This window comes from Metabacillus herbersteinensis (assembly GCF_042433335.1).
Taxonomy (GTDB): domain Bacteria; phylum Bacillota; class Bacilli; order Bacillales; family Bacillaceae; genus Metabacillus; species Metabacillus herbersteinensis.
In genome coordinates this window covers 57,817-70,687 of record NZ_JBHLVO010000027.1, presented here as the reverse complement: position 1 = coordinate 70,687, position 12,871 = coordinate 57,817, and the positions used below count along the sequence as shown (strand labels likewise).

Here is a 12,871-nt window from a genome sequence, read left to right as displayed (position 1 = left end):
CCCTATTCCTCCATGTAGTATCATAGCTTCGCTTGTTATACGAGATCATTGTCCCAACCAGCCTCAATCATGTTTCTACAAGTAGGGGGCGAACTGTAGCATCCAGGTGATAAAACATAAATTTTTTTAAGCTCCGTCTTGCAAAGGGGAACTTTTATAGATTAAGACGTTCAGTAAAAACAGGGATTTAAAATACAATAAATTACTTCGTATTAATTAAAGGGGTTAAATGAAATTGAAACTGAATAAAGATATAGAATGTTACATTGGTGACCAAATTAAGTCGCGGGATTTGGAAAGACAAAGTTTAACAAACGGACATTTTGAAGTAGACATTTACTTTTTTAAATCCTTATGTGATTTAGCATTAATACGATCTTGTATTTCTGAACCGCTGCTTAAGAGCCCATCACCAGAGGAGTTCGCAAAAAAATTGAATTCTGTACTTTCTTGCAAACGGTTAGATGACGTGGATCAGATTCAGTCCAAACTGCTTCAGGGTAAGGCACTAATTAATTTTGATAGTCAATTATGGGCTCTTACAGTAGCTGATACTATAAACAATAAACCAGCCCAGGCAACCATCGAAACAACAGTACAAGGTCCATCATTGACACTTGCAGAAAATCGGATGGCCAGCATCAATCTGATTAGACAAAGATATCCTTCATCAGGACTTTTGGTAATGGAAAAGTCAGTCGGAAAGATCTCTCAAACCAAATTGTCAATTCTTTATGACGAACAGTTAGTAAAAGAACGGGTATTACAAGAACTACTTCAACAAATAGATAGGATAAATGCTGACATTGTTCAATCCCACGGTCAACTTGATAACCTGATGTCACAAAGGAAAATTCGATTGTTTCCTAGTATGTTAATAACAGAAAGGCCGGATCGCATCGCTCTCAATCTAGCTCAAGGAAAGGTGATCGTTTTAATGGAGGGAAGCCCTTATGCTTTAATAGCCCCAGCGGTTTTTTTTGACTTTATGGCGGCTATGGACGATGTATACCAATCGTTTTTAGTCAGTAAGACGTAGTCATCCTTCGGTATGTGGCCTTGTTATTAACAATCACTCTCCCTGCTTTATATATAGCGATAGTTTCCTACAATCCAGTAATTTTTCGAATCCAATTAACAACATCCATTGCGGGAAGCCGGGCGGCTGTTCCTTATCCTTCTTTTATAGAAGTGTTTATCATGCTTTTTTTAATTGAAGCCCTGGTGGAGGCAAGTATTAGACTACCCAAATCTATAGGGCCAACGGCAACAACGGTTGGAGGGCTAATTTTGGGTCAGGCTGCCCAACAAGCTGGCTTAATTGGCAGTATTATGATTATCATAACGTCGACTGTTGCTATCTCAAACTTTGTTATACCAATAAATGCAATGAGTTTTGCCATTCGCGTTGTTAAATATCCTTTAATTATTCTAGCTATATTTTTTGGAATTACAGGAGTCATTTCAGGTGTTTACTGTTTTTTATTATATTTAGCTAATATGAGGAGCTTTGGAGAACCATATTTAAGGATTTTTATTGGAGAGGATTCTCCCTCAGGTTATAAGAAAGGTGATATTGCTTGAATCGCTATTTCTACTATCTTGTCATCCTATGCATGCTCATAAACACGATTGTTTATGTTCCGAGAGTATTAATTGAAGCTCGGTATCATGGTGCAATCACTGCTATTATTATCGCAATTCCATTAGGATCATTACTTGCTTTCTTGTTTTACAGGGGGATGCGTAGCTTTCCCGGTTTGGGAATTCCTGAAATATTTAAACAGTATTTACCTGCATACCTCCGCTTTCCCATCTTAGTTTTTCTGGGAATTATGTGGTTCGCAGCTGGATCTATTGTTGTAGTTGCTTTTTCACACATTACTCTAAGATTTTTGAATCCAAATGCCTCATTAACTAATATGGTACTTTGCTTCGTTCTTGTAGGATGCTGGACAGCGACCTTCTCGTCGTCAGCCATTCTATTTGGATTAGAAATCATTTTATTAATTGCTCTCCCCATTCAAGGGTTTATTATCTACAAGGCTTTTCAAAACGAAGCGTTCGATTGGAATGCTGTGTTAGCCATGTCTGAATATGTGCTGGTTATCCCCTCATGGGATACTCTTTCTGCCGCAACTTACCTATTTACAGGATACATATCAATATTACAATTTAACCGACTGTTTGAATGGAAGAAACGGCTCCATTATTTTTGGATTATCCCGATTGCCGGAATCAGCATCAGTTTTAACACTTTCTTTATCCCAATAGGAATCCTTGGTACACTGGCCGTCGATGATTATTTGGATATATGGGTAAATACATCTGATTCTCTTCGAATGCAGTATGGATTGATTGAAAGGGTGGTGTTCTTATATCTTTTTCTGTATATCGGTTTGTCCCTTATCTTTATAACAACGTGCTGGCATGTGGGTACTGAATTAGTAAAGAGTGTGTTTCCTAAACAACCAAAATTTCTTAAATGGGTTATTGTTGGGACAGTCGGTGCGGGTACTCTATTGTATTCCCATTTTTTTAACGAAAAACAGTTATATCATTATGCACAGCAATGGTTCAACCTGCGGTTTGCAGTGGAGTTATTATTGGTAACCATAGTTTTCATTCTAGGACGGAGGAAAAAACATGCGTAGGATTGCGGGGATTTTTATCATTGTATCCTTGCTGTTTTCATCAGGTTGTGGGTTTAAGGATATTGATAAACGTTTTTTTATAGTCGCAATTGGTGTAGATAAAGGTAAAGAAAAAAATACGAAGTGACAATAAAACTGGTTATTCCATCCCCAACAATTGAGCCGGGTAAGTCTAAATTTCAATTGGTAAGTCGAGAGGCTGACAGTATACCGGAAGCACTAAAATTAATGAGGTCTGATGTAGACAAAGATTTGGATATGGGACATTGCAAAATAGTCATCTTAAATAGTGAATTAGGGCAAGAAAATTTTCCAGAAACATTATATTGGTTTATAAGGCGTCATGATGTTCAGCGAATCGAATATATAGCTTTGGCAGAACCCTCAGCGAAGGCCTTATTGGAGTTAAGTCCAAAGTCGGAACGCTTGGCCGCAAATTCATTGTTTCTAATCTTTGGGCAAGAAGGCACAGAAACCCCACTTATTGTTACGGTATATATGTATGATTTTTATAGCCGAATGTTAGAAAAAGGAAAAGATCCATATTTACCTATTATTACAATAAGAGAAGAGGCATATGAGATTAATCGTGTGGCACTTTTCAATAAAGAAAAAATAGTAATGACTCTGTCAACGGAAGAAACGGGGATTTTTTCCCAATTAGTTAGGAAACAATCACAGGTAGTAATAAAAGCAAGTGAAGGTGGACTTAATTACGTATTATCCGTCGAAGATTATGATCATAAGTACTATATCTCCGAATCCAACCCTCACAATCCTCAAATCAATATGGATGTAACTATAAAGGCAGTAGCTGAGGAATCAAATCAACCTTTGTTTGATAAGGATTGGACAAAATTAGAGGAAATAGCTGAGAAACAGATTAAAGATCGTTACCTGACTCTATTTGAACAAATGAAGAGAAACGAGGTCGATCCCATTGGATTCGGACTTAGATATATTGCCACTCATCACAATGGCGAAAAGGATTGGGAAAAATGGAATCAAATATATCCTAAAGTGAAATTTAATGTGAAAATCAATGTAATCTTAAAAGGAACAGGAGTAATCAAATAGAACAGGAAAAACTAAAATTCCATTGCTTAAAAATATTCTTTTAAAACCATTAGTTAGCACGACATAATTAATTTTAATTAGCAATATTATAGAGTGGAGTAGTAAAGAATAGCCAATAAGTTAATGGAGGTAAAGCTATGGGAGTAGTAAAATATACTAGTTCTGATATTTCTCTTTTGGCAAGGTTGATAAGAGCGGAAGCAGAAGGAGAAGGAACTAAAGGTATGTTACTGGTAGGAAACGTTGTAATAAATCGTGTGAGGGTTGACTGTGCCGAATTCAAAGAGGTACGTACAATCAGGAAAGTCATTTATCAAAAAACTGCCTTTGAGGCACTTGAACATGGTTATTTTTATCAACGTGCAAGAGAAAGTGAAAGAAGACTGGCGCGGCGAGTAATAAAAGGGGAAAGATTCTGGCCAGCGAAATTTAGTTTATGGTTTTTTAGACCTCCAGGTGATTGCCCTCCACAGTGGTATAATCAGCCGTTAGTAGGGCGATATAAGCGCCATTGCTTCTTTGAACCAACAGGTGAACATTGTGAAGATGTTTATCAAACGTTTTAGGTTCCTGATACAACGTCCACGAGGATTTAAGGCTGTATATCCATCTGCTCCAGGCGTACGTTTGCCTGTGTTTTTGCTGCGTTACTCTCCTAATTGACAAAAGTAAATTGCTTCACTCCGCAAGAGTAAGTGCTGAAGCTTTCGTACTTTTCGGGGTCCCGCCACATGCCCATCAAGCTAATCCAACGAATGCTTAGAGTAGAGCCGTTTCCGCAAGAAACCTTCTATGCTGTCTGAAGAAAGGCATGCCAAATAAGCCTAAAATAGGTGAAATTTTTAACATTATGCTGCTTTCTTTTGGCACATGGTATACTGATAAACAACACCCAATATATCAAAGACTGTTTTCTTCTCATATCGATGAGATTTTCGTCCATTTTTCTGTAGGAGGTTGAATAGGCGAAGCAGGATCTTTGATAGTTCTTGGGTGCTTTTTTGTATAGCCCTAAATAGAAGATGAAAGTAATCCTTGATGATATAAATCGCTTTGTACTCACTGAGTTCCCTCTTCTGCTTATCAAGGAGTAATTGCCGCATTTGAAACATAGTGGAAGAACAAAGAAGGATGCCAATCAATTGACCATAGAGATGGCATTCTAATCGCTCTCGATTGATTTCTTTACAATGGTCAATTTTAAAGAAGGATTTCCATGTTTTAAACAGTAATTCAATTTGCCAACGCAGGGAGTAAAGATCGTGAATGTGTCCCGTCGGGACTTCTTCAGCCGGAAGATTCGAAATATAAACGTTCATCGCACTTAAACGCTTACTTCGTTCTTTCATGACAATGCCCTTCTTCTTCTCCTTTAGCGCCTGATTTTCCCAACGTTTCCGTGTTTGTTCTTCTGTAAGTCGATGGATAATGACTCTACTCGGCAACTTTTGATACTGGCCAATGTAAGCATCAGAGATCTCATATGTTTCTCCTGGTTTTAATTGATGCATAATCTCTTCCATATCTAATTGAATATACTTGGTTTGCTTTTTGACCGTTCCATTTTTGAAGTATTCGGGATGAAGATTCCTTTGATAAATCCGAGTGTTTAATTTTAAGCGAGAGATATAATAGGCTCCTTCCTCATCTATTTGATGGAGATCTTTCAAGTCAAAATATCCTAAATCGCGTATACATAAATCACCTGTTTGAACCGTTTGTAAGCAAGTGGAACCATAGGTTTTATCATTTTGTTTACCTGGTCCTGGGTGAACGTGTAAGAATTGACCATTGAGAAGATCATATTCTAATTGAATCTTCACGCCAGCTGTATGGCTACTGCCTCCAGATCCTTGATAGGATGAAGCAAACACATCTGGAAGTTGAAAAGTAGTAGAATCCAAGATTCGTATACGCTGAAAATTAGAAGTGTAGCGATGAGGGAGAACCTGAGAAGTATATAGCTTTTGAGTAAGTAAGGAAGTTAATACGTGTTGTAAGAGCTTGACAGCAGAAGGGTAAAAACGTTGATTAAGTCCTTCAGGACTTATCAATACCCCCGTCGAAGATTCTAAACTACTACATAACTGTGTCAAGGAAGTACTCGCAACTTTTTGGCTTAACCACACGCACAACGCTATTAAATCTTTCGCTTGGTACTTACTTGTCCTTTGAACAAAACCTACCTTTTTGGCAAGCTGTTGGAGAGCTTGTGGAGACAAGGATCGTTGTAATTCCTGTGAAAAAAGGGCAAGTTCATCTGAAACCTCTTGACACATAAAAACACCATCCTTTCCATCATATTACAGAAAGAATGGCGTTTTTTTCGTTTTGGGGGAAATGATTTACTAGCTTGATTGGCATGTACCCCATTATAAGCACCTAAAGTTGGAGCTGAGTTCCATCAGGAAATAACAATAAACTTTTAAAAAGGAGATGCGGCTAATGAGAGAGGAGTGGATATTTGCTAATAAACACTTATCAAAAATTTCGATTTCTTCAAATCCAAACAACGAGCCTGTATCGATTCATGGATACTCTAATCATTTGAGGTGTATTGGTATAGGAACTGATGCAGCTGTTTTTCAATCCATTGATGTTTCAGCTTATGTGTTTAAAATGTATGCTGATTATAAAATTCAAAAGGTTCAAATAGAGGGGAAAGTCTATGAAACATTAGGAGACTCACCCTATTTTTCAACATGTTTTGGTTACAAAGATAATTACCTTGTTATAAACTACGAGGATGGAATCACTTTATATGATTGTTTACTTCAAGGTATTCAAATTCCAAAACAGGTTATTGAAGATATCGATCAGGCAAGGGAATATGTGCGGCAAAAAGGATTAAATCCTCGTGACATCCACTTAAAAAATATTTTACTACAAAATGGGAGAGCGAAAATAATTGATGTCTCCGAATATGTTCAGCCAGGAAATGATTTAAGATGGGAGCATTTGAAAAAGGCATATGATCATTATTACCATTTAATTAAGGGGAAACCTGTTCCACTCCAATTAATAGAAACGATTCGAAAAAGATATAATCATAGGAGCAATCATTCTCCCACTTTTGAATAGTTTATGGATAATACTACAAGTTTCTTACAAAATTTTTGAAATAAGAGGATTATTCTCAATAAGTGCTTTTCAGGAGAGAGGAGGAAAGGGAGATTTCAATTTTGCGTACAATTCGAAAGTTTTATCAATTTTTTGTAGACAAACCTATTAAAAAAGGAGAAGTTTTAAACGATCACTACGATGTTTTGAGAGTTATAGGAACTGGAAGCTATGGGATTGTTTATCTGTGTAAAGATTTGGAGACAAAGGAGAATAGGGTGGTCAAACAGCTTCGTCCAAGTAAGCGCCGTAACAAAAAAGTGGTTGAAATGTTTGAGAATGAAATCTCTGTTTTACGTGTACTGAACCACGAAAGTATACCAATATTATACGAGGCTTTTTTAAATAACGGACATTTATTTTATGTAATGAGCTTCATTGAAGGCGATAATCTGGAAGATCAAATTTTTTTTGGTAAAAAAACGTTTAATGAGAAAAAGTCTCTACTCATTCTATCTCAGCTACTCGAATTAATTGATTATCTTCACAAAAAGGATATTTACCATCAAGATTTACGCATTCCAAACATTTTACTAACAAACAATGAGCTTTTTTTGATCGACTTTGGTTTGTCAAAGCATAAAGTCGCAGTTGATCCATTCCACCCATCATCTAGTTCTTCACCGAATAAACAAAAAGATATCATAGAAATGAGACAACAAGACTACTATGATTTGGGAGAAATACTTTTATATTTGCTTTATACGACGTACTCTTCTAAAAACAAAAAAGCCCTTCCTTGGACAGAAGAACTTTCTTTAGAAAAGGAAACCATTTATTTGCTAAAAAGACTACTACAAATTGAAGAACATTACTCAAATACTAGTGAAATTTCAACCGACCTACAGGACGCGCTATTAAAGCAAAAGAAAAGGTGCATGAATTAACCATAGGGTGGAAGATTAGCTACTGCTTCGGCCTTTCCGCTTGTAGTGGTTACTTCCATTCATTGGAGATCGTTTATACCGTTGATTGCTACTGCTGCTGCCTCGACGATAATAACCATGTCTTCGCTCGCTGCTACCTTGGGAGAGTTGCTTGATTTGTTTCAATATTTTTTTAAACATTTTTTACCTCTTTTCATGTTTTTTAGAGCTCTTTGTTTTTGTTTAGTCTAGCATAGATTTAGGACAAAACTTAATAATTAGTACTAACCTCAACCCTAAGTCCATCCTACTTTACTTGTCTAAAGGCTCGTGAATTAATATCGGTTTTCCACATGATTTAATTGTGTACTTTGCATATACTCCTTTTATTTACATATTTTGCATGCCCTCTAACCGGTTTATAAAACTTGGAAAATTATACACTTTCTTTAGATTCTACTCCAGAAGGTAGTTCTTTTTTCTCCTTTGATAGAAACCAACCGCATAATGCGATTAGAACGAGCACCACATAAAATGTTATTTTCCATTCAGGTGATTTGGCAAACCCTTCAGGCAATACTGCTAATCCTGGATGTGATAACGTATAAACAGACAGCTTTACTCCAACCCACCCTACAATGAGAAAAGCAGCAATTTCCAAGCCTGGTTTTGTATGAAGCAATTTCACAAAGGAATTAGCAGCAAAGCGCATAATAATTAAACCGATTATTCCACCAGCAAAGATAACGAGGAATTTCCCCCCATCTAGCCCGCCGATTTGGGGAAGATTTGTATTTGGAAGTGTAACTGCTAGTGCTACTGCTGCAAGAATGGAGTCAACTGCAAATGCAATATCGGCCAACTCTACCTTGAAAACAGTTCCCCAAAATCCTGATTGTTTCTTTTCCTCTGCTTTTTTATTCTTTTCTTTTCCTTTATTTACGATCAGCTTTCTAACAATATGATTGGCTGCAATAAATAAAAGATAAAGAGCACCTATCGCTTGAACCTGCCATACATCGACAATGAAGGAAATCGCAAATAGTGAAGCAAAGCGGAAAACAAATGCACCCGCAAGTCCATAAAACAGTGCTTTCTTTCTTTCCTCTTCTGGAAGATGCTTGACCATGATGGCTAAAACAAGTGCATTATCCGCTGCTAATAGTCCCTCTATTGCAATTAAAAGTAAAAGTACCCAGCCATATTCTAATAAAATTGAAAGTTCCACGTAATCTTATTCCTCCTTTGGTAATTCTGTTATTACGTATTCTCAATGAGATTATATTTTTCTTTAAGAGATTGTGGAGCTATTTTTACAATTCTTTCCAGAACAAAGCCTGCGATAACAACATCATCTATGATCCCAATGAAAGACAGGAAGTCTGGAATCAAATCAAAAGGAAAGAAGGCATATGTGAGAATCATTAAGACACCAAGTGCTTTTTTATGAAGCTGTACATCCTCTGATACGAAAAAATCTTTTAAAAAGGGGAGGGATTTCCAAAATTTCAACATGAATTTAATTCTTTTTAGATACTTGAACAAAAGAACCACCCTTTTCTAATTTTTAAAAAAGTCTAGTAGAATTATTGATTAGACCTTGAATGGTTCATCAATTTCTACGAAAATCGTTTCTTTTTATATTAACTGGAATCTTCTCCCTTAAACATATTACTGGATAATTTGAACGATATCTCGGTCCCTACTCTCTACACCTTTGTTAAAAGTGAGCCTTGTTTTAAAATGATACGATACTTCTTGTGTTGAAACTGGGACAGAAGCTGGCAACTGAAAAGTAAATGGAATTTTTTTGAATTCTTCTGAATGAATATGTGTTGATGTTAAAATCGTTGTTGTATCGATTACTTTTTCTATAAGTGTAGTTTGATCACTCAAAACTAAATCACAGTCAATTCGCTTTATTTGTTGTTCGATGGTACCTCCTTTGATCAAAAAATACCCATGAACTGGATCACCAAGCTTATACGTTTCCTTTTGCAGGATAAGATTGATTTGTGCTGAACCTATTCCTAAAAGAGACATGTATTTCCTCAGTATCAACAAACACCCTCCTGGATTATTTTTAGGATTATTTAACACTTGATTAGTTGAACTTTACATATTTGTCATCAATACGCTTTTCAATTTTTTCAATTCGTTCCTTATCTTTCAGAAGCTCTTCTTTGTTTTTTCTTATCAGTTCAGAAAAGGTTAATTTTTTTACTTTTTTCATCACGTTATCTCCCCTCTCTTTTGTTGTTGATATGTTAAAATAAGATCGTCTAATTTCTCACTTTGCATAATTGATTGATTACTATTGAGCCCGTTTGCTTTAACAAGCAGCGTTAGTTTAACAGCCTCCTTTACTATAGCCTCAAGTAAATGCTGTTTATTTTCCATACTCTTACCCCCCCACCTGAATTTTCCAAATAAAAAAACCTTTACCAACAGGTAAAGGTTTTTTATACATATAAAGACCTTTACCACCAGGTAAAGGTCTTGCTAACAACATTATGTTGCCAACAAAGCCGAGAGTGACAGCACTCCGAAATGACGACTTTGTTGTAAAAGCTACTCCCCTTTAGGAGAACTATTAAACTATTTAAAGTAAATATAATATACTCTCTATAAACATGTCAAATATTATTTTTAAATTGGGGTACGTGGCTGGACCCCTTTTATAGAATTTTTCTCAAACAATATCCTAATACTATACTTTATAGAACATTAAATAACCGATTATCCATTGATTATAGCTTATTAATTATTCATTACTTAGAAAGTGAGGATATGATGTTGATTAATTGTAATACATTAATTTTTTCTGCTTCTATTGGTAATGGGCATAATCAAGCTGCCAAAGCACTACAAGAAGAGTTTGAGAAAAACGGGTATACATGCGAAATCATCGATACATTTAAGTTAGTTAGTCCGGCATTTCACAAAGTAGTTTTAGAAAGTTATTTGCAAATTTTAAAGTTCAGTCCGATTGTTTGGGGGAAATTATATCAGCATACAGAAGAGCATCCTTGGTTTTTGATAATGGACCAATTCGGAACATTTTTCACGGAACGTCTGTACTCAATTATCCAAAAACATAAATGTAAGTCGTTAATTTCAGTGCATCCTTTTTCGACAGCTATATTGTCAAAATTGAAGAGGAAAAAAAACTTAGATATTCCATTATATACTGTAATTACTGACTTTGTTATGCATCCAGCATATATTCGAAACGAAGTTGATGGATATTTTACAGCTTCAGATCATTTAGATTATTTTGCAAACTTATATAATATACCAATATCAAAGTTCTACTCAACTGGAATCCCGATTTGTTCTATACCAGCTTTAAAGAAACCAAAATGGAAGGTAAAGTATGAATTACAGTTAGACCCGGAGAAAAAAACGATATTAATCGCAGGTGGTGCGATCGGATTAACAAAATTCACCAAGATATTAAAAACTTTAAACGCTATAGAAGACAAGCTTCAACTTGTCTGTATAACCGGTCATAATAAGAAAGCAAAAGCAAAAATTGAACAACTGGAAAGTAAGCATGAGATAATTAGTACTGGTTTTACAAATAGGTTTACCGATTATTTAAGGGCTAGTGATGTTATTCTTTCTAAAGCAGGTGGATTAACAATGGCGGAGTCATTAGCTTGTGAAACTCCGATCTTAATACATCAACCCGTACCAGGTCACGAAGAACAAAACGCACAGTATTTAATGAATTATGGAGCAGCTGTAAAAGCTGAAATTTGCGAAGAGATTCCTGTTATATTAGAACACATTTTATTTAATGAGCGTTATTATGAAGCGATGGTACAGAACATCAAAAAAATTCAAAATCCTTATGCTGCCAAAGAAATCATTAGTGAAATAAGTAAAAGTGTAAACTACAAAAAGGAAGCAACAACAAATCAACAATCCCACGATTAATTTCTCGTGGGATTGTTGATTGTGGCCAGTAGGGATTAAAAAGAGGTAATGAGGCACTGAAATGACAATTTTTCTATCCTAAAACCTTTCCCTAAATCAAAATCCCTATAATTCATCCAAGATACGTTAAAAGGAATCTCTTAGCGTGGGAAAGTGATAAAAGTTGGCGGTACCCCAATAAGTAACAGGGATTATTAAAAGATACGAATAAATATTTGGTTACCCAGCTTAGGCAGATGCCTATTGGAATGTATTTCTGAACAATATGAGTCAACAACCTATCTATCATATCAATCCCTCATTTCTATCACGCCATTATCTAAATAGCGGATATCTGCATATCCTTTTTTTCGGCGGTACCAGATTATCAGGATCGACACAAAGATTAATACGACGGAAATGACTTGCGCCATCCGAAAATATTCGGTAAGCATTAAGCTATCCGTTCTCATTCTTTCGATAAAGAAACGCCCGAACGAGTAGTAGATAATGTATGTCAAAAACAACTCACCACGCCTTAAATTTGCACGTCGGAGGGACATCAACACGATAAATCCGCCAAAATTCCAAAGAGACTCATATAAAAACGTAGGATGATAATACGTTCCTTCTATGTACATCTGGTTTATGATAAAATCGGGCAAATATAGATTTTCGAGAAATTCCCGCGGTACGGGTCCCCCATGGGCTTCCTGATTGATAAAATTTCCTCAGCGTCCAATTGCCTGAGCCAGAATCAGGCTTGGTGCAAAAATGTCAGTAAGTTTCCAGAACGAAATTTTTCGTACCTTCGCAAACACTATTATCGTCAATACTGCACCGATTAGTACACCGTGCATGGCTAGTCCGCCTTCCCAGATAGCAATAATTTTATTGGGATGTGCGGAATAATATTCCCATTTAAAAATCACGAAATAAGCGCGTGCAAATAGGATAGAAATCGGAAGCGCAAAAATGACGAGATCAACAAAGGTATCTTTTGGCAGTAAACGTCGCTCGCTTTCACGCGTGGCGAGCCACAGACCAATTAAGGCCCCGGACATGATAATTACACCGTACCAGTAAATTTGGAACGGACCGAGAGTGATCGCAACCTTGTCGATCGGTTCAATCGTAGTTTCCATATTCTCACTCCTCGTTTTTTACACCATAAAAGTCGCTAAACATAAGATTCCCTTCAATTTTTAAGCTGTTAGATCTAAATTACACCTT

15 protein-coding genes and 1 pseudogene are annotated in these 12,871 nt (G+C 36.2%); 9 read left to right on the top strand and 7 right to left on the bottom strand.

Features of this window, described 5'->3' with window-relative positions; all coding sequences use genetic code 11:
• The first annotated feature begins 235 nt into the window (after positions 1 to 235).
• From ACFFIX_RS21710 to ACFFIX_RS21685, 6 genes are all read left to right on the top strand, one after another.
• Entirely contained in the window at positions 236 to 1,039 is an 804-nt protein-coding gene (locus ACFFIX_RS21710; RefSeq protein ID WP_378937772.1) for a spore germination protein, read from the top strand.
• A gap of 20 nt (positions 1,040 to 1,059) precedes the next feature.
• Positions 1,060 to 1,584 (top strand): spore germination protein, encoded by a 525-nt coding sequence (locus ACFFIX_RS21705; protein ID WP_378937770.1) that lies wholly within the window; start codon positions 1,060 to 1,062, stop codon positions 1,582 to 1,584.
• Positions 1,581 to 2,654, top strand: a complete 1,074-nt coding sequence (locus ACFFIX_RS21700; protein ID WP_378937768.1) for a hypothetical protein — start codon at positions 1,581 to 1,583, stop codon at positions 2,652 to 2,654. Before ACFFIX_RS21705 ends, ACFFIX_RS21700 begins: the two co-directional genes overlap by 4 nt.
• Complete coding sequence (locus ACFFIX_RS21695) at positions 2,647 to 2,781, top strand: hypothetical protein (RefSeq protein ID WP_285855290.1); 135 nt, start codon at positions 2,647 to 2,649, stop codon at positions 2,779 to 2,781. The genes ACFFIX_RS21700 and ACFFIX_RS21695 overlap by 8 nt, the downstream gene beginning before the upstream one ends.
• A complete protein-coding gene (locus ACFFIX_RS21690) occupies positions 2,778 to 3,731 on the top strand; it encodes a Ger(x)C family spore germination protein (protein WP_378937766.1) in 954 nt (317 codons plus the stop codon). The genes ACFFIX_RS21695 and ACFFIX_RS21690 overlap by 4 nt, the downstream gene beginning before the upstream one ends.
• A 137-nt stretch (positions 3,732 to 3,868) precedes the next feature.
• Positions 3,869 to 4,297 (top strand): cell wall hydrolase, encoded by a 429-nt coding sequence (locus tag ACFFIX_RS21685; RefSeq protein ID WP_378937764.1) that lies wholly within the window; start codon positions 3,869 to 3,871, stop codon positions 4,295 to 4,297.
• Between the two features lie 282 nt (positions 4,298 to 4,579).
• Here ACFFIX_RS21685 and ACFFIX_RS21680 read toward each other — a convergent pair whose 3' ends face one another.
• Entirely contained in the window at positions 4,580 to 6,010 is a 1,431-nt protein-coding gene (locus ACFFIX_RS21680; protein ID WP_378937762.1) for an IS4 family transposase, read from the bottom strand.
• 166 nt (positions 6,011 to 6,176) lie between these two features.
• Between ACFFIX_RS21680 and ACFFIX_RS21675 the strand changes: the two genes are divergently transcribed.
• Complete coding sequence (locus ACFFIX_RS21675) at positions 6,177 to 6,812, top strand: lipopolysaccharide core heptose(II) kinase RfaY (RefSeq protein WP_251157336.1); 636 nt, start codon at positions 6,177 to 6,179, stop codon at positions 6,810 to 6,812.
• A 101-nt stretch (positions 6,813 to 6,913) separates the two neighbouring features.
• On the top strand, positions 6,914 to 7,738 hold the full coding sequence (locus ACFFIX_RS21670; protein ID WP_251157335.1) for a protein kinase domain-containing protein: 825 nt from the start codon (positions 6,914 to 6,916) through the stop codon (positions 7,736 to 7,738).
• A 415-nt stretch (positions 7,739 to 8,153) separates the two neighbouring features.
• Here ACFFIX_RS21670 and ACFFIX_RS21665 read toward each other — a convergent pair whose 3' ends face one another.
• From ACFFIX_RS21665 to ACFFIX_RS21645, 5 genes are all read right to left on the bottom strand, one after another.
• Positions 8,154 to 8,945, bottom strand: a complete 792-nt coding sequence (locus ACFFIX_RS21665) for a MeeY/MeeF family manganese export membrane protein (RefSeq protein ID WP_251157334.1) — start codon at positions 8,943 to 8,945, stop codon at positions 8,154 to 8,156.
• 32 nt (positions 8,946 to 8,977) lie between these two features.
• Positions 8,978 to 9,232, bottom strand: a complete 255-nt coding sequence (locus ACFFIX_RS21660) for a YkvA family protein (RefSeq protein WP_251157333.1) — start codon at positions 9,230 to 9,232, stop codon at positions 8,978 to 8,980.
• Between the two features lie 156 nt (positions 9,233 to 9,388).
• On the bottom strand, positions 9,389 to 9,778 hold the full coding sequence (locus ACFFIX_RS21655) for a sporulation protein (RefSeq protein ID WP_378937758.1): 390 nt from the start codon (positions 9,776 to 9,778) through the stop codon (positions 9,389 to 9,391).
• 43 nt (positions 9,779 to 9,821) lie between these two features.
• Entirely contained in the window at positions 9,822 to 9,950 is a 129-nt protein-coding gene (locus ACFFIX_RS21650; protein ID WP_251157331.1) for an FbpB family small basic protein, read from the bottom strand.
• Positions 9,950 to 10,117 carry an aspartyl-phosphate phosphatase Spo0E family protein gene (locus tag ACFFIX_RS21645; RefSeq protein ID WP_251157330.1) on the bottom strand — a complete coding sequence of 56 codons (168 nt, stop codon included), beginning with the start codon at positions 10,115 to 10,117 and terminating at the stop codon, positions 9,950 to 9,952. The genes ACFFIX_RS21650 and ACFFIX_RS21645 overlap by 1 nt, the downstream gene beginning before the upstream one ends.
• Before the next feature lie 393 nt (positions 10,118 to 10,510).
• On the opposite strand from ACFFIX_RS21645, the gene ACFFIX_RS21640 reads away from it, so the two are divergent.
• Positions 10,511 to 11,659, top strand: coding sequence for an MGDG synthase family glycosyltransferase (locus ACFFIX_RS21640; RefSeq protein ID WP_378937754.1), 1,149 nt, complete (start codon positions 10,511 to 10,513; stop codon positions 11,657 to 11,659).
• Positions 11,660 to 11,949: 290 nt separating this feature from the next.
• On the opposite strand, the pseudogene lgt reads toward ACFFIX_RS21640, so the two are convergent.
• Positions 11,950 to 12,783: pseudogene (lgt, locus tag ACFFIX_RS21635) on the bottom strand (prolipoprotein diacylglyceryl transferase).
• Between the last annotated feature and the right edge of the window lie 88 nt (positions 12,784 to 12,871).